Here is a 23,908-nt window from a genome sequence, read left to right as displayed (position 1 = left end):
GTTACTCCCACACCTACGATCATCATTGCAGCGCACTGCGTTGATCCGCTAGGCAATTATTGATTGCGTAATTTTTTAAGACGAGCCTGAAGCTCAGCAAGTTTTTGGTTTTGTAATTGTAATTTTCTAGTATAGCTACCAAGTGTACTATTCGTCTTTAACAAACGACTGGCTTGTACCGCTGTACGTTTTCTTGACGATTTGAGAGTCGCTAATATATCTGTACTTAGACCGTTACCCGTTGCCGCCGCCGCTTTGGTCTGGGCGCCATCAGCGTTACCATCGCGAGCTGGCGCGAGGACAGAAAAACGCGCTTTTGGCAATGTCTGGGTGGTAGTGTTTACCGGTTTCTCAGGACTTTTAGTAGTAGTAGCCTGATTAGAGGCTTGAGTAGTCTCGGATGATGTCTTAGGCGCTAACTTTGGCTGAGCGGTTGTTTCGATCACCGGCTTGCTTACTCGCTGAGTATATTGTCTTTGGGCACTAATAGCCGCTTGCAGGCTTTGTTGTGATGGAATTACGTCATAATTAGATAGGTTCAGTCGAGTGTTGGCTTTTAGCTGGTTGGCATCTTGATCAATAAAAGCATCAGGGTTTTGAGACTGAATTTGGGTCATGACTGTTTGAATGTCAAGGTTGTTTCGCTCCGCGATCTGCTGCGAGATAACCCATAAATTATCATTACGTTGTACGGTGTAATTTATCGCAGAACCACTCATACTATTAGTTGGAATGTTAGCTGAAGCGCTAACGATGACCTTAGGCGATACTGTTTGTTGGGCCATGCTATTAGTATTAATGGTATCGCTACTGGGCGGTACGTTTGAATTATCAGTATTAAGCTCAGCAGTTGGTGTAGTTTTATTATCAGTTGGCGTTGATGTAGCAGCTGCGGGCTGAGCAGCCAATACATTGGTATTGGTATTGGTATTGGTATTGGTATTGGGATTCGGGGTCTTGGGTTTCAGGGTATTGGTAGGCTGTATTTGCCGTGTGACTTGTATGTTTAAAATATCGAGCTGTTTATCTGTTATGCCGGTAGTGGGCGTATTATTATTTGATGTTGTAGTGTTTGTATTGGTCAATAATGTCTTGTTTGAGGCGGTTTTATTTGTAGCTAGATTACTAGAAACTATGTTGTCAGAAGCCTCGCTATTAGTAGCTTTTATGCTCTCAGCGTTAGCTGGACTTGCACTATTGCTGGTGCTCACACTGGCATTTGAAGAAGTAACAGCAGTTAGTATACTACTGTTATTTAAAATAGTGCTTTTTGAACCATCATTCGAGCCACTACTAGGAGCATTAACGAGGTTACCCATCTGCGGCATAGACATCGGCATTAACGCTGTCGGCAAGTTTAACGCTTGAGTGGGTGGCTGAATGCGAGGCGATGACAGTAATGGTGGGGGCGTGCCCTTTCTAACCGTTAACGGTTGCGCGTTAGTTGTTGAAACTACTGGTAGGTTAGGCTTTTTTGCTGTCGTTATGACGGTATTAGAGGGTTTAATCGGCAGGCTATCATCAAGAGGCATGAGCAAGGTTTTAGGGATAACCTTACGTTGTCCTCCCTCATTAATAGCCAAGACCACATCAGCAAACGGCTTAGATACGGGCTGGGACGTACTGATAAATAATTGACCAGCGGTAGACGATATAGGCTTGAAGCGCACGGTCATTGAGGCGGTCGGCGTTAGCCCCATCTGTTGATAGACAACAGAATTGGCCAGAGCAGCTGAAAAATCAGCCGCTCTAATATCAGTGACTATAATGCTAGCCGCTAAAGGCTCGTGCTGTGCAGACGTTATGATGGTCTTGCCCATAGTTGCCGCTTGCGCACCAGATGACATTACCACTGACATTGCCACAGAGCTGGCTGAACAAAATAACGCCATTGACACCCCCCGATGGATGGTGGTCAAGCGATAAAAGCGATGAGGTAGATGCCAAGACATGCGCAGGCCTTTTATAGTTTCTATTATAGGGTCTATTTATATTAAATTTATATGAACTGTCTTTTTATACTGACTTATCTTCAAGGACTCAGATTACAAGCACTTAAATGCTACGCGCTGAAACACTGAGCAGTGATACGTTGCCGATATTTAAAATTTTAGCAACTCACCGTTTTGACTCAGCTTATAAGCAAGCACCTCAGAATATAAGTTACTGCTGTTGTTATAACAAAATACCGTTTAGTTTACCAGCTTATTCCATAGCAGTTGTGACCAATATGCCAAAGCACGCTTCAAGTCTTAATTTTATCGAGTCGCATTTCTATCTAATGATCGTTCTATCTAATAGCATGGCATCGCCATAACTAAAAAAGCGATACTGCGCCTCAATAGCGTGCTGATAGGCGTTTTCAATAACGTCTTTACCTGCAAATGCGGATACTAACATTAACAAAGTGGACTTAGGCAAATGAAAGTTAGTCAGCAAGCGATCGATAACCCCAAACTTAAAGCCCGGATAAATGAAAATATCGGTATCACCTGACCAACTAGAGAGTGCCTGACCATTAATGGCTGTTTTTTGATAAGCGGTTTCAAGGACGCGGGTTACGGTCGTGCCGATAGCAATGACTTGTCCGCCATTGGCATGCGTTTGGTTGATTAAATCCGCGGTGGTTTGCGGCAGGTGCGCATATTCACTGTGCATAGTGTGATTAAGCAGGTTTTCTGTTTTTACTGGAGCAAAAGTACCCGCGCCAACGTGCAAAGTAACAAAAGCCGTATTAATGCCTTTTGCCGCCAGCATGTCCAGTACGGTATCATCAAAATGCAAGCTGGCCGTAGGTGCAGCAACGCTAGCAAGCTTAGCGGGGTCATGAAAGACGGTTTGATAACGGGTATTATCAGTGGCGTCTGCATGACGCTCGAAGTAGGGGGGAATAGGCAGCTCACCATGACGCTCGAGATGGGGTAAAATTGGCTCGTCAAAGGCAAGAATAAACAAATTATCTTGGCGGCCAATCATCTCACAATGCATATGACCATCGGCAAGCAGCAAACGCTGACCAAGCTTCGGCGCTTTACTGGCTTTTATATGGCATAACGCAGCGTTTTGCGTTGCGGGTAGCGGTTCGTTGTCAGTATTTGATGTGGAATTAATAGCCTGTAAACGTGGGTCTGTGCTATCCATTAAACGCTCAATCAACACCTCAATCTTACCGCCCGTGTCTTTATTGCCGAACAGTCTTGCTTTCATGACCTTAGTGTCATTAAAGACAATTAAATCGCCAGCGTTAAGTAAATCTGGCAGCTCAGTAAACAGATGGTCTTGTATCTGATTGGTCTGAGTGGCCTCAACGCTAGCTGGTAAATATAACAACTTAGAGGCTGAACGCTGCGCCAATGGATAGCGCGCAATTAAACTATCAGGCAGTTCATAATCATAATCAGCCACACTTAAATAATCCAAGATGTGATTATTTGTATTGTCATTATTGTCAGAAATTATAGCGTGAGAGTCAGTCATAATAGGTCTTTAAATAGATAAATATTTTGGCGTCAGTTTAGCAGAAATAGGGTTATAAAGTTTTACTTTACCAGCCGTTTTGCGAACTACAGGGGTAGTTGTTAATAGAGTTAAATAGCCTAAGCAATACTAATAACTAAATGAAGGTTAATAAAACTATTTCTCTACTAAATGTATCCTGCGAACAAAAATATCTTTTGAATAAGCGCACCTTTCGAATAAACCCATTATTCAAACAAATTTAGCTGTGGCAGTAATTGCGTGGCAGGCGTCAGAGAGGAGTAGGTCACACCGACTAGTCTAATGGGTAGCGCACGCGGAATATCTAAAAATAGCTTGTCTAGCCAATAATGGGCGGACTCGGCACTGACAAAAGCGTTAGCTAGCGTATGTGAGCGGGTAATTTGGGTAAAATCAGCGTATTTGATTTTCAAGGTAATAGTATAAGCAATCAGCTGTTTACCGTGCATTTGGCTAAAGGCATCGGCATTCTGTTCATAAATTTGCGTTAGCAACTCATCATCCATGCTTAAGTTATCTCGAAACGTGGTCTCAGAGCCGACGGACTTATGCTGGCGCTCAGACTTGACCGGACGCTCATCACGACCATGAGCAATATCGTGATAAAACTGCCCCCGCTTGCCAAATGCCTGCACCAATACCGCGGCTGGCGTGCGCCGAAGATCCGCTCCGGTACTGATATCCATAGCGTGTAAGCGTTTGGCAGTTGCTTTACCGATACCATGAAAGCGCTCAATAGGCAGCGTGCTAATAAAAGCATCAGCATCTGCTGGGGTGATAATCGCGGTACCGTTGGGCTTATTGAGATCAGAAGCAATTTTGGCCAGCATCTTATTAAATGAGACACCTGCGGAGGCAGTCAATCCTGTGTGCTCTAATATTTGTGCTCGCAGCCAATTGGCCATTAGCGTAGCCGATCCTTGATGAACGGGTAGTCCAGTGACATCAAGATAAGCTTCATCTAATGATAACGGCTCAACGTGCGGGGTCAAACGGCGCATAATTTCCCGAATATCGGCACTAACAGAGCGGTAGACCTCAAAGCGTGGTCGTACGAATATCACCTCTGGACAACGTTTGCGAGCCTCATAGCAGGACATTGCCGAGCGCACACCAAATGGGCGCACCTCATAGCTTGCCGCTGCAACCACACCGCGCCCGCTTGGATCACCGCCAACCACTAATGGCTTGCCACGAAGCTCAGGAAAATCACGCTGTTCTACGCTGGCATAAAAGGCGTCCATATCTAGATGAATAATCTTACGCGAAGTCGGTTTTATAGGTGCTGTCATAGGTGCTATTTTACCTTATATAGCCCCTATTTTTTAGTATTGATTTATAAAGTATATCCTTAATTGGGAAAATATATTAGAAACGACACAGTCAGTACGATTGTTCGTAATCTGTAGCGCATAATCATGCTGTGACCAGCATTAAACTAGGATGAAAATAAAGTCTGAGGGTAAGATTAATAACGATTTAGTATATAAGTTTTATCGTTAAAATCACTCTACAAAGGAATGTTGTTATGAGTCGTCTTTTATTCGACCGAGTGTTATCACCCTACCGCAAGCTAATAAGAGCAATATTATTAATGGTAGCTTGCATCGGTAGTAGCCATGCCGCCAACTATAATATTGATCCTACCCATACCAATGTCCGCTTTGCCCTTGATCATTTCAAAACCTTTACTAATACTGGCGGTTTTTACAATGTGACGGGACAGTTGCAATATGACCCAAGCGCAAAGACAGGTAGTATTTCTCTCGTTATTCCAATAAATTCCTTAAGTACAGGTAATAAAAAGTTCGACATTATGCTAACCGGTCGTGACTTTTTTGATAGGGAGCAATTTCCGCTGGCTTATTTTGAGTCTACCAAGTGGTATTTTGCTAATGGTAAGGCCAATCCAAATGTCACCCGAGTTGATGGCAATTTAACGCTACATGGTGAGACCAATCCGGTAACCTTAACAGCGAATAAATTCAATTGCTACTTTAGCCCGATACTCAAAAAATCAGTCTGCAGGGGTTATTTTACTACTAGGATTGACCGGACTAAGTGGAATATCAATAAATATGTCTTATTTGGAATGACTAAAAATTTGACTTTAAATATACAAGTCGAAGCTGCTAAACAATAGCTAGCAGTGAGAATTAAAAGAGCCAATACTTACTATGATAAGTCTTGGCCTTTTTTTGGATCAGTAGATTAGATTGTTGGTGAGTCATAAAATTTTATACTGAAGACGGTAAGTAGGAGGATATATCACTTTTTATTTGAGTTACCTCAATGGTTATAGCAAGGTAGTGGGGCTAATTTGCGCTGAGTATCTACTCTAAATTCCTCTAGGTGTTTATTACTACAAACTCATACCAAAGCATCCCCATAGACTTGACCAAGCGCACTAAATACAGACGTTTTTTGCAAATGATTCAGGGTAGTGAGCTTCATTGAGTTTTTGAAGTGGCCGTAAGAGATATTATAAATGGTATCTTTAAGCATTAACGGCTTACCCAACTCAAATAATTAATTGGATTATAAATATATTCTTATTCTTCAACTCTAATATGCTCACAATACCCTTGGTGAATAGTTTTAGACAACTCACTCTGTTCAAAATCATGAAAACTTGGTTTAATCGACATCAGATGCTTTGTGTCTATAAGTATACCTTGCACAGACTCATAAGAATTTTCATTAGTTTTCCAGTCGGATTTAGCATTACCTATCAACAAGTAATTTGCATCAGTATTAAAGTTAGAATTATTTTTTCCGAAAGGCATTAAGAAAGCATTATAAACTTTTGCTTGTTTACTCAATACAGGGTTATTAGCGATATACTCACCGTAAGTGATCTGCTTATTAATAGAAGATGAGTTAGGTAAATGAAGTGGGTTTCCAGTAGCACCGTATCGGTAGTATTTTGCGTCTAGTACAAAAATACCATCTTTTTTCATAACTGTATCGGGCTGAAGAGCACTGCTTTGTTTGTCGTCATTAAAATACAGCTCCCACTTTGCGCGAGGAAAGTATGACTGTTTGTCCTTCACGCCAAAATTATTGTCAATTAACTTTTCCCATATGTATTCAAAGCGATTTGTACCAAAGTATAAAGTATTGCTTTGTTCAGGACGTTTACCTAAGAAGTTAACGACATCTAACATGCTTTGAAATAGTTTTTTGTCACTATCCTGATTTGCGCTCATTAATTTAGCGTTCAAGGCAGTTGTATATCTTGCTTTGTTAAATGGTAGATTAGGCTTAGGTGGAAGTTTATGCTTGTAAAGCCATCCAAGTTTAAGAAAACTCTCGTAAACACAGTATTTACTAATCTCAGTTATTAAATTCTTATCTGTGTAATTGTTTTTCCTAACTTGCATAGTAAGATAGGCAACACTATTCTTTTGAAGAATAGGCTTTTCTTTCCTAATAGTTCGGCTCCAATTGACTTTACCTGCACTACGACTAACATAGGTTTCTTCGTATTCCTGGTAGTAGCCACCTCTATTAAGGTAGTCGTATATAATCCTCCTATAAGCATCTATAGGAAATGAATTATATTTTTTAGAAATTTCATGCGTAACATCTGGCAGCAAAGACTGTGTATCACCATATTTACGAAGTATAGACATAAGTTGTAATATCTCGTCCCTGACCACTACATCGCTCTCTGAAACCCTATAACCGACTGGGAATTTAACTCTTACACTATAAAGTTTTTTACTTTCATCCCACACAAACCTTAGACCAACGAAATCATCACCATTCTGGTTGGTAGCGTTACTACATAAACTAGCTAAAGAAAGGTTGTTATTATCATTCATCTAACGGAGACTCTTGTTCTGCAACATTGATCCCTATTAACTTTATAGCTACTTCTTGATTGAAAACAGTGAATCTTTTAGCAGTTTTATTCGACGAAAAATCGTTAATTACTTGTTCTAAGCTTTGATAACGACCATCAAATAACTGCTCTCTATTGAATTTGTATACATCATCCCAAAGATATTTTAAGATCTTCTCTGAGAAGAAAATATGATCAGTTTGGGCGCTTAATTCCTGTGTGAGTACGTCTTCAGAAATAAAGTAGGCACCTAATCTTTTGTCTTCAGATGATAACATTAGGCTATTATTGTCTAATATGTGTTGATTAATTACAGTATTAAAAACTCCCCAAGTAACTGAAGTATCTAATATTTTAGTATCTTTAAAATTGCATTTTTCTATGTTGTTTTCCATCATTTGCATTTGCCATCTACGCTGAAAAGCAGTATCCAAAGTAAACACGTTTTGGTCTGCGGTGTTCATCGTGGCAAGAATAGTTAGGTTAGCAGGAATTATTATTTTACGTTCAACATCATCATATACTTGCTTAGCAATATCTTGGTTTGATATAGCATACTTACTTACTCCATCCGAATCCCTATCTAGTAATTGAAAAATTTCACCAAAAATAGCGGGCGCATTACCTCGATTAATTTCTTCGATAATTAAATAATAATGTTTGCCAGCATTTTCGATAGCTTTTTTCAGAATTCGAGTAAATGCTCCTGCTTTGAAGTCGTAGCTAATAGCACCATTATTCACATCAGGTAATATCTGACCAATGAAGTCTGTATTCATGTAATCTGGATGAAATACTATTCGTTCGATTTTGTTAAGATCATTACAATATTGGGTCTCGATAAGATGGCTTTTGCCAACTCCAGGAGCACCGTATAGCAGTATATTTCTACCTTTTTTATCATCTATTCTGTATGAGCTGACCGGTTCAGAAACATTTTTTTCAACCGCTGATTCCTTTACAAATAAATTATAGTGTTGGAAAAAATCAAAATCAAAGACTGAGATAATTCTTTTGATTTCTGTACCAGCGTATAGTGTCTGTCCAAAAGGTGCTCCACTCAAATCACCTGCTCTCTTCTTGACAAACGTATTATCGAATTTTATGGTTAACGAATCGCTATTAGTATTACTGTAATGGATTAATAAATCCTGTTTAGAGATAGGTTTTGTGCTTATGAAGTCTTCTTCATTAATATCCTCTATGAAAGCTTCATTAATAAAGCTCTTGGGCAGTTTTTCTAGAACTTCATAGATTTCATTCAGTTTCTTGTACCAGAATATTGAATACATTATATGTTTCAAAGATATTTTCTGGCCTTGCAAGAAAAAATATCGTACTCGCTCCTGCCAATCACTAGTCAGTGCTGCATACCAAAATTTTTCTGAATATGAAGACTCATTAGGAGATAGGCAAAAAGCTCTATCTGCATATTCCGAAAACTCTTTCATATTAGATTTTAAATATGTCCCATCTCTCTCAACATCGCAAACACATAATAGATAAAGAATTAATCCAGCAAAAGTATCAGGTTTCTTTACATTTTCCTCAACGTATTCCCTAGATTCAGTTAACGTTTCGAGAGCAATATATGGCATCAAATAAATCCTTCAATTTCTTTAATTTTTTCTACTAGGGCTTCTATAACTGGTACGGTTACAGAGTTACCAAGTTGTTTATAAGCTTGAGCGTTTGAGACTTCAAAATTGAAGGCTTCAGGAAAGCCTTGAAGTCTAGAAGCTTCAGAAACTGATAGTTTTCTTGCAATGTCCCATAGCTTAGGCACTCTATTTGCAATGATTGTCGGCGCATAGGTATCCAAACAAGCATAAAAAGCCTCTTGAATTTGTGTCTTAGCCACATCCCCTACATGGAATCTTAATGCCCCGTCACTCTTCAAATAAGAGTAAACGCCATGTCGTCCTTTTTTAGTATGAGGCGCATACATTGAGTTATCGTGTTGGACACGTTCTTCTTTATGGTTATTGTCAAAATGGTATTTTATTCTTCCTAATTCAGCATCATTTAAAGATAAGGCTTTATCGACATGTTCAGTATCAACTATATCTTTTAGCTTAGTTGTTCGGTCTTTTTGATTTGGGAAATCAAAATTTCCAGAGTCTATATCTTTTCGGATGGCAACACAGTACCATCTTTCCCTATACTGAGGGACACCATAGTCATAGCTATTTAGAATAGTCCAGTATGTGTTATAGCCAGCTTCGTCTAACGCTTTTAATGCAACATACATCGTGTTCCCTTTGTCATGAGACTTAAAACCTTTCACATTTTCCAAGAGAGCTACTTTAGGTTTCTTGGCTTCAAGTATTCTTAAAACATCAAAAAATAGTGTACCTCTTGTTTTATCTTCGAACCCTTCACTTCGTCCAGAGTAGCTAAAAGGTTGACAAGGGAAGCCTGCGAGCAATAAATCATGGTCTGGTATAGACTCTTCTTTTATTTGTGTAATATCTCCAAAGGGAATTTCACCATAGTTTAAAGAGTAGGTGTTTTGAGCAAACTTATCGAACTCAGACGAAAAAACGCAGGCACCGCCATTTTTTTGTGTTCCAATTCGAATCCCGCCAATTCCAGAAAATAAATCTATAAATTTAAACGATGAAGATTTAGAAGGCTTTATTTTTACGTCCTTAAAAGCTTCATCGAAAAAGGCATCTTTGCTTAGGTAAAGATTATGTTCTTTCAAAATACGTAAAACCTGCTCCTTAAGTGAGCTAGGCTCTTCTATCGTTAAGTCACAATAGAGTTCACTATTAGTAGCTAATGCTTGAACCCATTGATCAATGACAGATTGTGTTGCCGTTCCATCTGGAGTATGAGGTACAGCTAATGGTGTAATGGTTTTTTCTACTTTACAAAGAAATTCAGATTTATCTTTCATGATTGGCTACTACTATAAGGTTTGGTGGTTTTTTGATATGGATAAGCTTTGAAACTCAGCAAATGATATTAAGTTAGATTATGGGTTATAAATTATTTCTATTAGCATTAATTCGATAGTGCTCGCTCAAGTGTACCCGCTAGTGTACACAATACGTATAAGTTAGGCTAGATAAGGCAGGGGTTAGTATATTATAGAAACGGTAAAGTCTTTTATAATCAATATCTTATAGTATATATAAGATAGTAAAGAACCACTCCTAAATGATAACAGTGTTCGAACCAACAGCAAAAACAAGCATTTTCACAAAGCTGCCTTATATATCTAAAAGCTACTGAATAAGAGATAATGCACTTCATAGATTTTGACGCGCTAGAGACACTTAAAAATAAAAGTAAGCTTAGAAGCTCCTACCGCTTTGTAGTAACAGACATCTAATAAATCTAACTTAAATAAAAAGGCAGTCCTGAATGACCAATAATAACCCATTTAACCTTGTACCCCTACAGCCTACCGGTAGAAATGAGACGGATACCGCTAATACCTATTCTCCTGAAGACATGATTAAGATATACGAGCAACAATTTCTAACCCAAGTGCCTGAAGAAAAACTGACAGAGTTTTTACCCGCTTTAAAAGGTTTTTATGATATTGATAATAATACTCTAGATATCAGTGCGATTATTTTTGAAGCAGAGGCTGACTCTTGCATTATTTATAACCATAAGGTAAAAGTAGGGAGTTATAAAATATTAGAAGGTTTGGTAAAAGAAGAGCTGGCAGAAGACGAAGTCTACAAAGATAGCGAAGGTCATGAAGACAAAGAGGTACAAGCCTATACTCTAGAATGTAGACGTGCTTTTTTCATCAACGATATAGAGATACCTTATAATTTTAACTTGTTTATCTATGGTGATGGTTATTCTACTTTAACAAAAAGAGAGACCGTATTAGAAAAAATATACTGGTTTGTACATGACGGATTTGAAGAGAATGTATTAAGCAATCCTGAAGATCAAGAAAGCTTGGCGTCTATTAATGAGCAGTTAGCAAGCTTGGGTATTCGGGAAATGGATCTGACTACCATACATGAATTAGTCGACTATGTAGAAGACAGCATAATAGATGATGCAATGGTAGAAGCGCTTAACAAGCTATTGGATGCTGCCGAATAGTACGCTAGATGTTGTTCCGTCTTAGAATTGGTCAAGGTTTCATAAATGAGCCTGATGATTTAACACTTGAGTATGACAGCACTACTGGTTACTCATAGCTCAACCTATGGGCTAACCGCTAGTTATAATATTAAGAGGTGTATGCAATCGCGTACGCCTCTTTTTTATGAGGTATAAAGATGGAGTCATAACGTTTGCAAGAATCAAACTTATGCCATCCATTCCTATTGCTGGCAAGCCAAAATCTTATACTGAAAATCTATCAAAACCTCACACTCAGACGCTATCAATCAGAGCCGCAAACTTAATAAGGCTCAGTATTGAGCAGCTCATAACCCCTATTTTAGAATGCTAAAAATTTAATATTAATAATAACTTACGAAATTCATAGACAAATATCGCGCGAGCACATGAGACAAATATCGCGCGAGCACATGAGACAAATATCGCGCGAGCACATGAGACAAATAGAAAATAATAGAGACTTTATGGAGCGGTACGCGCACAGGTAAGATAAGTGTTTTATACCCATAAATTTCGATTTATTTAGTTGACGTAATCACTTATTAATTAGTAAGATTAATCAATTCCGTTTGCTAAGTTATTGTTTATATCTTTCATTCGCACCTATTTCATTTGAGCGTTACAACGGTAAAATGGCCAAAATTAATAAAGGGATGAGAAAGCTTGATAAATTAATAAGGAGCTAAAGATGGGGGACAAGTTAACAGGGAGTCACTTGACGCGTGCCATGCTAAAACGTGGCGATAAACACATATGGTGTGCTATTGGTGATGATAGTGACGAACAAGCAATGACAGACCAAGATAGCAATGATTTTAAAGCTTACATTGTGTCTTTTGAGGAGGGAAGCTTTTATTGTACTGGTGGTATGCCATGGGGCTTTGCTGTACCAATTAAAATAGTTGAAATCGTACAGCATGAAATAGGACTGTAAGGTAATTTATGGAGCAGCACACGCATACCTGTGAAGGCAGAAAACAATATGCAAGCCAGAGTAGTACTGAATAGATAACAACTGAAGAACGAACATATAAGAGATTAAAGGTAGGTAGTATATTCAAACACTACTGATGGTTTGAATATAACAGTCCTTAATGATTTGCAAAACGTTTGGTTAGATATCTCTATCCTATATTTGTTATATAGCAATACAGTATGGTATCAACAAAAAAGTGGTCAGATTTTTCTCCAAAAAGACAGTACTATTGAGTTTTTAACCCTTGCCGAGTTAATGGGTAATATGTCCTAACTGATGTAAAGATTACTCGCAATATTATTCTTCATATGTAAGAGACGAGGGGCAATATCTTCTTCTAGCTTGGTACGGCTAAGCATAAAACTTGGCGCCCCACAATTAAAGGTTAGCAAGCCCTCAGTAGGGTGCATCAATGCAGTGGCAACAGCATTGACATCTTTTTGCCACTCACTAATCGAAAAACAGTAACCATAATCCTCATAATCTCTAAAGGCTTTATCCAGTCCTCGTCTAATCTTTAACCAATCATCCTTATACTTACTACGAATCGCCTCAAGAATAAATTCTTGCTCAGCAGGGGCCATACTGGCCAAGCACGCTCTTCCCATCGAACTTAAGTGAATGGGTAAGTACGAACCGACATTGCGTCGCATGGTGGTCGTATCCTTACCTTGCACCACATTTAGATACACCATCATAAGTCGGTCGCGGGTTGCCATGGCAACTGCACTATTGGCATAATCCGCTAAGTCTTCCATGTACGGTGTCACCAAGCTACTAATAGACATATTTGCCATCATCGTGTAGCCAAATGCTAATATACCCGTAGACAGTTGATATTTACTACTATTTGTTGATTGCTTTAAATACCCTAACTTGACTAATGTATAAGTAAGACGAGTAATCGTTCCTTTAGGAAGTCCTGTCATTTGACTTAAGTCTTGATTGCCTAAATAAGGACGCTGAGGGGTAAAGCAACGGAGCAGCTCTAGTCCTCGTGCCAATGCTGTGACAAACTGCCTGTCGTTTCTGTCTCTCATCTCTGCAATCGGCTCTAACAGCTCCACATGTGCTGTATTATCAGAGTCGTCGTTAGAAGGGGTAGTAGTCATATATGATTTATTAGTCTCAGTTAAGTTAGGGCGTGTTTGATCATTCAAAAATTGGTACTGTTCACTACTTAAGATACTTTCGATTGCAGTACCTCGAATAGCGGTAAGAAAACTTTCAGTTAAATAGGTGGCATTTATAGCATAAGGAATACCATATAAGAAACCAGAATTTATCATTAACCACTTTTCACAAGATATATCCCTACTGTTGTGAGGATGAAAGAGTACAGTAGTGGTGGCATTATTAGGGTATCTGCATCCTAGCAAATACCGTAATGCATTTTAATAATCAAATAAAATTACTCGAATAAACTACAGTTACTCACTGACTTCTTTAATCATATTGCGGGCAATAATAATTTGCTGGATTTGGGTGGTACCTTCATACAAACGATATAAGCGCACATCACGATAAAAACGCTCAATGCCATAATCCGCAATATAGCCAGCCCCACCATGAATTTGCACCGCTCTATCAGCAACACGGCCACACATTTCGGTTGCAAACATCTTGGCACATGACGACTCAGTAACGACATTTTTACCTTCATCGCGCAGACGTGAGGCGTCTAGCACCATAGATTTAGCAGCATAAATTTCTGCTTTTGAATCAGCGAGCATCGCTTGAATCAGCTGAAAATTGGCAATCGGTTGACCAAACTGCTTACGCTCAACGGCATAGTGTAGCGCGTCGTCTAACATGCGACTTGCCGCTCCTGTACTCGCTGCAGCAATATGTAAGCGTCCTTTATCAAGTACTTTCATGGCAGTTTTGAAACCCACACCTTCTACACCACCAATTAAAGCATCAGCAGGTACTACGCAATTATCAAAGATAACATCACAGGTATGAGCGCCTTTTTGCCCCATTTTTTTGTCAAGCTTACCCAAAGTAATACCAGGGGTGTCGCTCTCAACAATAAATGCCGAAATACCGCCGGCGCGTTTATTTTGTGGATCAGTACGTGCCATTACGGTAAATACGCCAGCTTCAGGAGCATTGGTGATATAGCGTTTGGTACCGTTAATAACATAGGTATCACCATCTTTGATAGCGGTTGTTTTTAATGAAGCCGCATCTGAGCCAGAATCCGGCTCAGTCAAACAAAATGAGCCAATAATTTCACCACTGGCCAATCGAGGTAGATATTTTTGTTTTTGCTCTTCGGTACCATCAATGACCAGACCAGATGAGCCAATGCCATTATTGGTACCTATCAGCGAACGGAACGCTGGTGACGTGCGCCCTAACTCAAATGCCAGCGTGACTTCTTCTTCCATAGTAACGCCAAGTCCGCCGTAAGCCTCGGGGATAGTGAGCCCAAATAGACCTAATTCGCGCATCTGGTTGATAATGTCTTCTGGAAGACGGTCATTTTCTGCTACCCAATGTTCCATTGGTACCAGTTGGTTGTTCACAAATTGACGAATAGTTTGGGTGATTTGGTCGAGGACTTCCTTATCTCTAATCATATTGTCTCTCTTTATTTGATTAATGCTTAAGATAGATAGCGGTTTTATGCTTACCTGGAATAATGCTTGTTAGCATAATCGATACTTTATTCTATTACAATACTTTTAGTTTAAAAAACCGCAATGCGGTATTATTGTATTTTTAAATCTCTAATACTCTATAAATTCTTATTTTCCGCTATAATAAACACTTCAAAAAGAAAAATAAATAATGTATATTGATATTTAATATCGCTATGCGGTACTGATTGTATAGTTATTAATATATTTTACTTAAGGACACCCTCATGGAAGAGCAAATAATCATTTGTCAGCAACCAGAAAACGGCGTCACTCTCATTCAACTTAATCGCCCTAAAGTTCGCAACGCCCTAAACGCTACACTACGTCAAGAATTGGCAGAGATCTTCATCAAATTAAATGACGATGTGAATACCAAGGCTATCGTGCTGACTGGTGGTGATAAGGTATTCGCGGCCGGTGCTGATATCAATGATTTCTTGACCGCGAAAACAGTTGATGTGTATCTACGTCATAGCGAACAATATTGGGATGCCATCACTAATTGTCGCAAGCCGATTATTGCAGCGGTAAATGGCTATGCTCTTGGTGGTGGTTGTGAGCTCGCTATGCACGCCGATATCATTGTCGCTGGCAAGTCTGCTAAGTTTGGACAACCAGAAATTAAAATAGGACTGATGCCCGGAGCAGGGGGCACGCAGCGGCTGTTTCGTGCCATTGGCAAACATAAAGCCATGAAGATGGTATTAACGGGCGATATGATAAGCGCCGAGGAAGCGGATCAAATGGGATTAGTATCTGAAGTGGTTGAAGATGAGACGACTATCAATCGTGCCATTGAGATTGCTGAGAAACTAGCAGGCTATTCGCCTATTGCCTTAACCCAAATTAAGGAAGTCGCCAATTTGGGCGTAGACATGCCGCTACAAAGCGCATTGGCTTTGGAGCGTAAAGCCTTTCAGATTTTGTTCGATACTGAGGATCAAAAAGAAGGGGCAAAAGCCTTTTTGGAAAAACGTAGCGCAGAGTATAAAGGGCAATAGCTTGCAGACAGGTAGCTAGCTAATTTCAATTCAATCAATCTAATGTAGTGCAGAGGGTTATTATGACCGTAAACACACTGGCCATTATTGGCACCGGTATTATGGGGATGGGTATTGCCCAAATCGCCGCCCAAGCTGGCATTCAAGTGCTCTTATTCGATGCCAAAGATGGAGCTGCTGAGCAAGGACGTCAATCACTTGAAGCCACCCTCAAAAAACTAACCGCCAAAGGTAAATTTACCGATGAGCAGCTAGATTCTATTTTGGCAAATCTGACAGTGATCAATGATCTACCGCTAATTGCCGAGGCAGATCTAGTCATTGAAGCGATTGTCGAAAATTTAGACATAAAACAACAGCTCTTTAGCCAGCTAGAAAGCATTGTCGCTGCTGATACGATTTTGGCAACCAACACTTCTTCTTTGTCGGTGACAGCGATTGCCTCTGATTGTGACTGTCCAGAGCGAGTGGCAGGGTTTCACTTTTTTAACCCAGTGCCACTGATGAAGATTGTTGAGGTTATTCCCGGAATCTCCACTCAATCTTCAGTAGTAGAGGTGTTGATGGATTTAGCCGAACGCATGGGACATCTAGGAGTGGTAGCAAAAGACACCCCTGGTTTTATTGTCAATCATGGTGGCAGAGCTTATGGTACCGAAGCCCTAAAAATATTAGGCGAAGGGGTCACCAACTTCGAGGAAGTTGATCGTATTTTACGTGACGGTGCTGGCTTTCGGATGGGACCTTTCGAATTGCTTGATCTAACGGGTATCGATGTATCGCATCCAGTCATGGAGTCGATTTATAATCAGTTTTATCATGAACCACGCTATCGTCCACATCCATTAACCCGTCAAATGCTGGTTGGGAAAAAGCTCGGTCGTAAAGTTGGCGAAGGATTTTATAAGTATAAAGATGGTCAGAAATCCACAACCGGATTATCGCAACGTGCATTTTATGAGACGTCAATGCCTGATGCGCCAATCACATCGGTTTGGATTGGTGCAGATTTAGCAGAGGACAAAAAGCAGCTGGTTGATTACCTAACCAGTAATAACATAACTATCGACAAAAACGACCAGCCAAAACCAGACAGTTTGGTATTACTTGCCATGTATGGCGAGGATACGACCAATGCGGCCATTCGCTATCAGGTCGATCCTAAGCAAGCGGTGGCCATCGATATGATCACTGACTTATCAAAGCATCGTACTTTGATGCCGAGTATGGTCACGCAGGATAAATTTGTTCAACAAGCTTATGCTTTATTTGCCAAAAGCTCGGAGGCAGTAACAGATGCAACTGTAAAAGCCACGCTAATTGCTGAAAGCACTGGCTTTGTGGCGCAGCGCGTACTCGCTATGGTGATTAATTTAGGCTGTGATATTGCTGCCCAAGGTATTGCATCCCCTGAAGACATCGACAATGCAGTCAAGCTTGGATTGGGGTATCCGTATGGTCCTATTTCTTGGGGAGACCAAATAGGTGCCGAGCGAGTTTTACTTATTTTAGAGCGTATTTATGCTTTAACAGGTGACCCACGTTACCGCCCGAGCTCTTGGTTACAGCGCCGAGCAAAGCTTGGTATTTCACTATTTACTCAGCAAACCAACTGCTAAGTAGTTTTGGTAATCAATAAAATTTTATAAACCATACAACTTCTAATAATACGACAAGGAAAGGTTATGTTAGACGCTTATATTTACGATGGCTTAAGAAGTCCCTTTGGTCGTCATGCTGGCGCGTTAGCAAGCGTGCGTCCTGATGATTTGGTCGCTACTGTGATTAAAGCCTTAGTCGACAAGCACCAATTACCCAATGATATTTTTGATGAAGTCTTGCTAGGCAATGCCAATCAAGCCGGTGAGGATTCACGCAACATCGCCCGCAATGCTGCTTTATTGGCAGGGCTAGATGTAAAAACCCCAGGTCAAACTGTCAATCGTCTTTGCGCTTCAGGATTATCGACCATTGTTGATGCCGCTCGTAGTATCACTTGTAATGAAGGTGAGGTAATTTTAGCGGGTGGTGTTGAGTCCATGACTAGAGCGCCGTTTGTATTTTCTAAGTCAGAAAAACCATTTGGTCGTGACTTCAAAGTATTTGATACCACCATTGGCAGCCGGTTTCCCAATCTGATCATAGAGAAGCAGTTTGGTAGTGATAGCATGCCGCAAACGGGCGACAATGTTGCCGTCAAGTACGACATCAGTCGTGAAGATGCTGATAAATTTGCAGTGGCCTCGCAAGCTAAATACCAAGCAGCAAAACAAGCTGGGTTTTTTGATGATGAAATAACACCCATTGCAGTCACGCAAGGTAGAAAGTTACCGTTAAAAATGATAACAGAAGATGAGCATCCTCGTCCCAGCGCTACCATTGAAGCACTACAAAAACTTAAACCTTTAAATAACGAAGGTGTCGTTACGGCAGGCAATGCCTCGGGTATCAATGATGGTGCTGCGGCACTGATTATTGGCTCAAAGCAAGCAGAAGAAAAATTAGGCTTTAAACCCATTGCCAGAATCATGTCATCTGGCGCCATGGGCATAGAGCCTAATATCATGGGTGCAGGTCCTATTGAGGCCATTAAGCTGGCATTGAAACGTGCCGATTTGACGCTTGATGATATGTCAATCATTGAGATTAATGAAGCGTTTGCCTCACAGGTGTTGAGCTGCCTCAAAGGTCTGGATATTGACTTTGATGATAAACGAGTAAACCCCAACGGTGGTGCGATTGCGGTCGGACATCCGCTTGGGGCGTCAGGATCTAGAATAGCGTTGAGCACTGCTCGAGAGCTACAGCGTACGGGTGGAAAATATGCGGTGGTCAGTTTATGCATTGGCATTGGGCAAGGGCTTGCCATGGTGATAGAACGAGTTTAACTCTTTCAAACTATCCTCACTATATTATTTTATTGTCAAGGATGATGACATGACTACCATACTCAATCAACATGAAGACTACCGCCAAGCCGAAGAAGCCTATGATTTCCCTTTGATCATCAAACAGCTGCTAAACCGCGCAAAAATCGCCTCTAGTGATCAAACCATTAGTTATGCCAATAAGGTCACTTATACCTATGCTGAATTTTTTAAGCGTATTAACCGCTTGGCAAATGTATTAAAAAATACAGGTTTGCAACCGGGTGACGTGGTGGCGGTCATGGATTGGGATAGCCATCGTTATCTTGAAGCGTATTTTGCGGTGCCCATGTCTGGAATGATTTTACAAACCGTCAATATACGCCTGTCTGAAGACAAAGTGCTATATACCATCAACCATGCCAAACCAAAAGCCCTGTTATTAAATGCTGAATTTGCTCCGATGATTAAAGATCATCGCGATGATGCCCCTTCTATTGAGCATGTTATTTGGGTTGATGATGCAGAGGGCACTAAAGAGGACATGAAGGAGGAGATGCCAGATTATGTCGAGGGTGAGTATGAAACAATGCTAGCCGCGGCCAGTGATGTGTTTGATTTTCCAGATTTTGATGAGAATACCATCGCCACGACTTTTTATACCAGTGGTACGACGGGAGACCCAAAAGGGGTGTTTTTTACCCATCGACAGATTGTATTGCAGACTATGGCGAGCACGCTTGCATCCGCACTCAATACCGAAGGTCAAGGCGCTCGCTATAACGATGTCTATATGCCGATGACGCCATTATTCCATGTACATGCTTGGTGTTGGCCATATGGGGCAACCATGATAGGGCTCAAACAAGTTTATCCAGGGCGATATGTACCCGAAGTGTTGGTTGACCTGATTGAACAACATAAAGTTACGCTATCACATGGCGTCCCAACGATTTTACAAATGCTACTTAATGAGATGGCAACGCGAGGACGCAAGTTTGAGGGCCTTAAGTTGTTGGTAGGGGGTTCAAAGTTAAGTGAAGGTTTGGCTAAAAGTGCTATTGAAAGTGGCATAGAGTTTATGTCGGGATTTGGGATGTCAGAGTCCTGTCCTGTACTTGCCAGAATGGCATTCGGTGATAAGAGAGACGATCTGACACCGACCGAACAGATCAATTATCGTTGCCTTTCTGGCTCACCGATTATGCTGGTGTCGATGGAAATCTGGGATGAAAACGGCAAACCTCAACCAATGGATGGTGAGTCGACAGGTGAACTAGTGATTCGAGCGCCTTGGCTAACCCAAAGCTATTTTAAGAATCCAGAAGCTGGCAATGAGTTGTGGCGCGGTGGCTGGATGCATACCCAAGATATTGCTTGTATTACCTCTGACGGCACCCTAAGCATTACGGATAGGCTTAAAGACGTTATTAAGTCGGGTGGCGAGTGGATATCCTCGCTTGAGGTCGAGACTATTTTATCCTTTCATCCCAGCGTAGCTGATGTTGCCGTGATTGGGGTACCGGATGAAAGATGGGGCGAACGCCCGTTGGCATTAGTAGTTTTAAAGCCTGAATATATTGATACCAAAGCGGAAGATATTTTAGCTTTAGGTCATCAAGCGGCAGAGAAAGGACATTTACCAAAGTATGGTGTTCCCAGTGAAATAAAATTTTTAGTAGAGATGCCAAAAACCAGTGTGGGTAAACTCGATAAGAAAAAAATGCGCATTATGTGCTCAGAAAAATCAATTTGATTTGTTAAATTAACTATAGCGGTGATTCAGTTGTTGTATATCTTGATAGAGTAAGTGGACAAAAAAATATTGACGAAACAAAAAAAGCCGCTATCACCGCTGTAGAAAATGTTAATCAAAATAGATAGAGTTGAGTACGGTGACACACACTTTCTCGAAGATTTTTAAGTTTAAGAGTGACTCCTATTTTCTTAGCTTACCAAGTTTTAGTTTATTGAATCCACAAACCTTTTAGTTAGTTTCACCTTCATAGCTTGTTCCAATAATAATCAACGATAATAGAATCCATCAAAATCTAAAAGTTACAGACAATAAAAAACCCTTACAATCCATAGACTGTAAGGGCTTCGCATATTGGTACCGGTGGTCGGACTTGAACCGACACGCTTTTAAAGGCAACGGATTTTGAATCCGTCATGTCTACCAATTCCATCACACCGGCGTGTTAGGTAATAATGCTGGTACTGCTGAACATTATTGAATTGGGCTACAGGGTTAAGCTGTATAGGCTGCGTATTATAACAGCCTAATTTTGAGGGTCAAGAATTATTTATTCTAATTCCCTTTTTGTTAGCCAACAAACGCACGCTCGACCGCATAGTCCGCTTGTACGCCCATGCGTGGTGATACTGTCAGACCAAAATCATCTAAAATAGCTGACACTTCGGCATTGAATGGCATGCTACCGCAAATCATAACGCGGTCATCTTCTTTATTCATTGGCGGCAATCCAATATCTTCAAAGAATTTACCAGACTTCATTAAGTCGGTAATACGACCAGTATTTCTGAAGTCTTCGCGAGTAACAGTAGGATAGTAAATGAATTTTTCACGGAACTCTTCACCGAAGATTTCATCATTTGGTAATTCGTTTTCGAACATATCACGATATGCCAAATCATCGGTAGAACGCACGCCATGGACTAAAATGATTTTTTCAAAGCGCTCATATACTTCAGGATCACGCGCTAATGCTAAGAATGGCGCAAGCCCTGTGCCTGTTGACAGCATATATAGATGTTTACCGGGTAATAAGTCATCTAGGACTAAGGTGCCCGTTGGTTTTTTACTGACCAATAATTCATCGCCGACTTTGATGTGTTGCAGGCGTGAGGTTAACGGGCCATCAGGAACTTTGATAGAAAAGAACTCTAAATGTTCTTCATAGTTAGGACTGGCAATCGAGTAAGCGCGCAACAGCGGTCTGCCATCAACGATGATGCCGATCATCGCAAACTCGCCATTACGAAAGCGTAAGCCGTCGTCACGCGTGGTTTTTATACTAAATAAAGCGTCATTCCAGTGATTAACCTCTGTGACCGTTTCGGTGCGAAGTTTTGACATAAAGTCCTCGTTGTTTAATTGCTGTCTGCGGCAGTAGGTTTAAATGAGTGTTAAATTAAGCGTTAATATTAAGTTGAATATCTACAATGTTAAGTATCTACAATGATGTTTTCAATATTTTAAGCAAAGCTTATTAAGCAAAGCTCTAAAACGGTATTCAAATTCAAAAAATGGTTCAAAACGCCAGTCCAAAATACCAACAGTACTATGCGTTAACTAAGTTTGGTATAAAACTATAAACGGCTATTTTAACATTATTCTGGCGCTATATAAGGGGGTAGTAGTGCCTGTAAAGTCAAAGCATCACAGCATAACGTATTAATGAAGATATAGATGCAAGCTATTCTCAATAAACATCTTCGCTCATAATAACAAACTTTAAAATAAAAATCCGCTAAGCAAGGCATTCGTAGCATGATAAAATGGAATATCGTTAGCTAATAATTTTGTATGATTTGACTGGCCTGTTTTGGTTAGACCATTTATTGTTTTGGGAGTTGGTTTATGCCTAGTCGCTTTGAAACTAGTAATTTTGAAAATAGTCACTCTGAAATTAACCACTCTGAAATTGGTGATTTTGAAGCCAGCCATGTCGCGCCTATCATTGGTTATCATCGCGCGCCATTATCACAGAAATTTGGTGCGCCAAGGCAGCCGAATTTGGTAGCGCTGAGCAGTGTGATTGAAATGGTTGCGCCTTATGATACGCCAGCGGCGTTTGTAGGACTGGAAGCCTTTAGCCATATTTGGATCAGCTGGCAATTTCATCACAACTATTTAACCAAATCAAACCATGTTAATACAGCCAAGCCTTCTGATGAAAGCGACGGTCATAGGAATTTTCGCGCGCAAGTGCGACCACCACGGCTGGGTGGCAATCAAAAAATAGGCGTATTTGCCAGTCGCAGTATGTATCGTCCTTCCGCCTTAGGACTGTCAGTGGTTAAGCTTGAGCGTATTGAAGTGGTAGAGGGGCGCGTGCTATTAATGATAAGTGGCGCTGATATGATTGATGGCACGCCCATTATCGATATCAAGCCTTATGTCGCTTATAGTGATGCGCATATTAATGCCGAGAGCGGCTTTGCACCAATAGCACCAGCGGCACTAACCATAACAATAACTGAGCTGGCAAGAGAGCAGTTTGGAGAAGTTGTTTGTGAAGAAGGCATCAGCGCAGGACAATCTACTGAGAGTAATAGCAAGAAACATACTACTGTGGCAGCAGTTATAGATAACATACAACAGCAGCTGATAGACTCTGATATTGAGCCTATTAAAGCTTTGATCGCGCAAGATCCGCGGCCTGCTTATCGCCGTGGTGAGTTACATAGTATTTTTATCATGCGCTATAAGTCCGTTGATGTGAGCTTTCAGCAGATAGAGGAAGATCAGTTACAGATAATAGCGGTTAAAAAAGTAGATTAAAGGGCATTAAGTTTTAAGACGCTCAGACTTTATCGCCATTTAAAGCAAATCGTTTTATAACCAGTAATAAATAAGATAGGTACATACTTGGTTGGATATATAATTGATTCAAAATAAAATAGAGTCACTTATAGCAACGTGCTACTGGTATGAATTTTTCTTGCGTGCTGTTCGCCAGCGTGACAGAGGCTGCAAAAAATTCATCTCAGTAGCACTGTACCGTTTCTAAACTGGGTTAACTATAGCTAGTATCTGTTTTAAAGTGGCTTAACTATAGAATAGTGCGTTTTAAAACAACCGCTCGCTACTCATTTAATAACTTAGATTAACACACCAAGTGCAACGCTAAATGATGTTATAGAATACCTGATTTGGTGTTTTGAATCCCAATCGTTTTCTTGGTCTGCTATTTAATCTGTCCTCAATGGCTTGTACCTCATCA

Annotated in this window: 17 protein-coding genes and 1 tRNA gene; 8 read left to right on the top strand and 10 right to left on the bottom strand. The window is 40.5% G+C overall.

All coding sequences use genetic code 11. The features are described from left to right. Positions 1 to 56 precede the first annotated feature (56 nt). The 3 genes from JMX97_RS10830 to dinB all read right to left on the bottom strand — a co-directional run bounded on the left by JMX97_RS10830 (position 57) and on the right by dinB (position 4,790). Complete coding sequence (locus JMX97_RS10830; protein WP_201558068.1) at positions 57 to 1,952, bottom strand: FimV family protein; 1,896 nt, start codon at positions 1,950 to 1,952, stop codon at positions 57 to 59. 322 nt (positions 1,953 to 2,274) lie between these two features. Next, entirely contained in the window at positions 2,275 to 3,477 is a 1,203-nt protein-coding gene (queA, locus tag JMX97_RS10825) for a tRNA preQ1(34) S-adenosylmethionine ribosyltransferase-isomerase QueA (protein WP_201558067.1), read from the bottom strand. Between the two features lie 227 nt (positions 3,478 to 3,704). Continuing rightward, complete coding sequence (gene dinB, locus JMX97_RS10820) at positions 3,705 to 4,790, bottom strand: DNA polymerase IV (protein WP_201558066.1); 1,086 nt, start codon at positions 4,788 to 4,790, stop codon at positions 3,705 to 3,707. Positions 4,791 to 5,026: 236 nt separating this feature from the next. Between dinB and JMX97_RS10815 the strand changes: the two genes are divergently transcribed. Next, a complete protein-coding gene (locus JMX97_RS10815) occupies positions 5,027 to 5,641 on the top strand; it encodes a YceI family protein (RefSeq protein WP_201558065.1) in 615 nt (204 codons plus the stop codon). Between the two features lie 409 nt (positions 5,642 to 6,050). Here the strand turns inward: JMX97_RS10815 and JMX97_RS10810 are convergent, their stop codons facing one another. From JMX97_RS10810 to JMX97_RS10800, 3 genes are read right to left on the bottom strand one after another with little or no spacing between them, the layout of a single operon-like run. After that, on the bottom strand, positions 6,051 to 7,325 hold the full coding sequence (locus JMX97_RS10810) for an LlaJI family restriction endonuclease (RefSeq protein ID WP_201558064.1): 1,275 nt from the start codon (positions 7,323 to 7,325) through the stop codon (positions 6,051 to 6,053). Further along, positions 7,318 to 8,943 carry an McrB family protein gene (locus JMX97_RS10805; RefSeq protein ID WP_201558063.1) on the bottom strand — a complete coding sequence of 542 codons (1,626 nt, stop codon included), beginning with the start codon at positions 8,941 to 8,943 and terminating at the stop codon, positions 7,318 to 7,320. The genes JMX97_RS10810 and JMX97_RS10805 overlap by 8 nt, the downstream gene beginning before the upstream one ends. Beyond that, positions 8,943 to 10,247, bottom strand: a complete 1,305-nt coding sequence (locus JMX97_RS10800; RefSeq protein WP_201558062.1) for a DNA cytosine methyltransferase — start codon at positions 10,245 to 10,247, stop codon at positions 8,943 to 8,945. The genes JMX97_RS10805 and JMX97_RS10800 overlap by 1 nt, the downstream gene beginning before the upstream one ends. 470 nt (positions 10,248 to 10,717) lie before the next feature. On the opposite strand from JMX97_RS10800, the gene JMX97_RS10795 reads away from it, so the two are divergent. Next, on the top strand, positions 10,718 to 11,422 hold the full coding sequence (locus JMX97_RS10795) for a hypothetical protein (RefSeq protein ID WP_201558060.1): 705 nt from the start codon (positions 10,718 to 10,720) through the stop codon (positions 11,420 to 11,422). Between the two features lie 712 nt (positions 11,423 to 12,134). Further along, positions 12,135 to 12,380: a hypothetical protein gene (locus JMX97_RS10790; protein ID WP_201558058.1), complete on the top strand. Its 246-nt coding sequence runs from the start codon at positions 12,135 to 12,137 to the stop codon at positions 12,378 to 12,380. 311 nt (positions 12,381 to 12,691) lie between these two features. Here the strand turns inward: JMX97_RS10790 and JMX97_RS10785 are convergent, their stop codons facing one another. Together JMX97_RS10785 and JMX97_RS10780 are read right to left on the bottom strand one after the other, a co-directional pair. Beyond that, positions 12,692 to 13,534: an IclR family transcriptional regulator gene (locus JMX97_RS10785; protein ID WP_201558080.1), complete on the bottom strand. Its 843-nt coding sequence runs from the start codon at positions 13,532 to 13,534 to the stop codon at positions 12,692 to 12,694. A 318-nt stretch (positions 13,535 to 13,852) separates the two neighbouring features. Beyond that, positions 13,853 to 15,007 carry an acyl-CoA dehydrogenase family protein gene (locus tag JMX97_RS10780; protein WP_201558056.1) on the bottom strand — a complete coding sequence of 385 codons (1,155 nt, stop codon included), beginning with the start codon at positions 15,005 to 15,007 and terminating at the stop codon, positions 13,853 to 13,855. 287 nt (positions 15,008 to 15,294) lie between these two features. On the opposite strand from JMX97_RS10780, the gene JMX97_RS10775 reads away from it, so the two are divergent. From JMX97_RS10775 to JMX97_RS10760, 4 genes are all read left to right on the top strand, one after another. Further along, on the top strand, positions 15,295 to 16,071 hold the full coding sequence (locus JMX97_RS10775) for an enoyl-CoA hydratase (RefSeq protein WP_201558051.1): 777 nt from the start codon (positions 15,295 to 15,297) through the stop codon (positions 16,069 to 16,071). Positions 16,072 to 16,133: 62 nt separating this feature from the next. Then, the gene (locus JMX97_RS10770) at positions 16,134 to 17,690 is read left to right on the top strand and encodes a 3-hydroxyacyl-CoA dehydrogenase (protein WP_201558050.1); all 1,557 of its coding nucleotides are present in this window, start codon (positions 16,134 to 16,136) and stop codon (positions 17,688 to 17,690) included. Between the two features lie 66 nt (positions 17,691 to 17,756). Continuing rightward, entirely contained in the window at positions 17,757 to 18,959 is a 1,203-nt protein-coding gene (locus JMX97_RS10765) for a 3-oxoadipyl-CoA thiolase (RefSeq protein ID WP_201558049.1), read from the top strand. A gap of 49 nt (positions 18,960 to 19,008) precedes the next feature. Next, positions 19,009 to 20,694, top strand: coding sequence for a fatty acid--CoA ligase (locus tag JMX97_RS10760; RefSeq protein WP_201558048.1), 1,686 nt, complete (start codon positions 19,009 to 19,011; stop codon positions 20,692 to 20,694). Between the two features lie 355 nt (positions 20,695 to 21,049). On the opposite strand, the gene JMX97_RS10755 is transcribed toward JMX97_RS10760, so the two are convergent. Both JMX97_RS10755 and JMX97_RS10750 read right to left on the bottom strand, forming a co-directional pair. Next, positions 21,050 to 21,136 (bottom strand) — tRNA-Leu (locus JMX97_RS10755). A 128-nt stretch (positions 21,137 to 21,264) separates the two neighbouring features. Then, positions 21,265 to 22,038, bottom strand: a complete 774-nt coding sequence (locus JMX97_RS10750; protein WP_201558047.1) for a ferredoxin--NADP reductase — start codon at positions 22,036 to 22,038, stop codon at positions 21,265 to 21,267. 504 nt (positions 22,039 to 22,542) lie between these two features. Here JMX97_RS10750 and tsaA point away from each other — a divergent pair. After that, on the top strand, positions 22,543 to 23,466 hold the full coding sequence (gene tsaA, locus JMX97_RS10745) for a tRNA (N6-threonylcarbamoyladenosine(37)-N6)-methyltransferase TrmO (protein ID WP_201558045.1): 924 nt from the start codon (positions 22,543 to 22,545) through the stop codon (positions 23,464 to 23,466). Positions 23,467 to 23,908: the final 442 nt, after the last annotated feature.

This window comes from Psychrobacter sp. 72-O-c (genome assembly GCF_904846605.1).
Classification (GTDB): Bacteria; Pseudomonadota; Gammaproteobacteria; order Pseudomonadales; family Moraxellaceae; genus Psychrobacter.
Note: the sequence above shows the minus strand (reverse complement) of the source record. Positions and strands in the feature narration are given on the sequence as shown.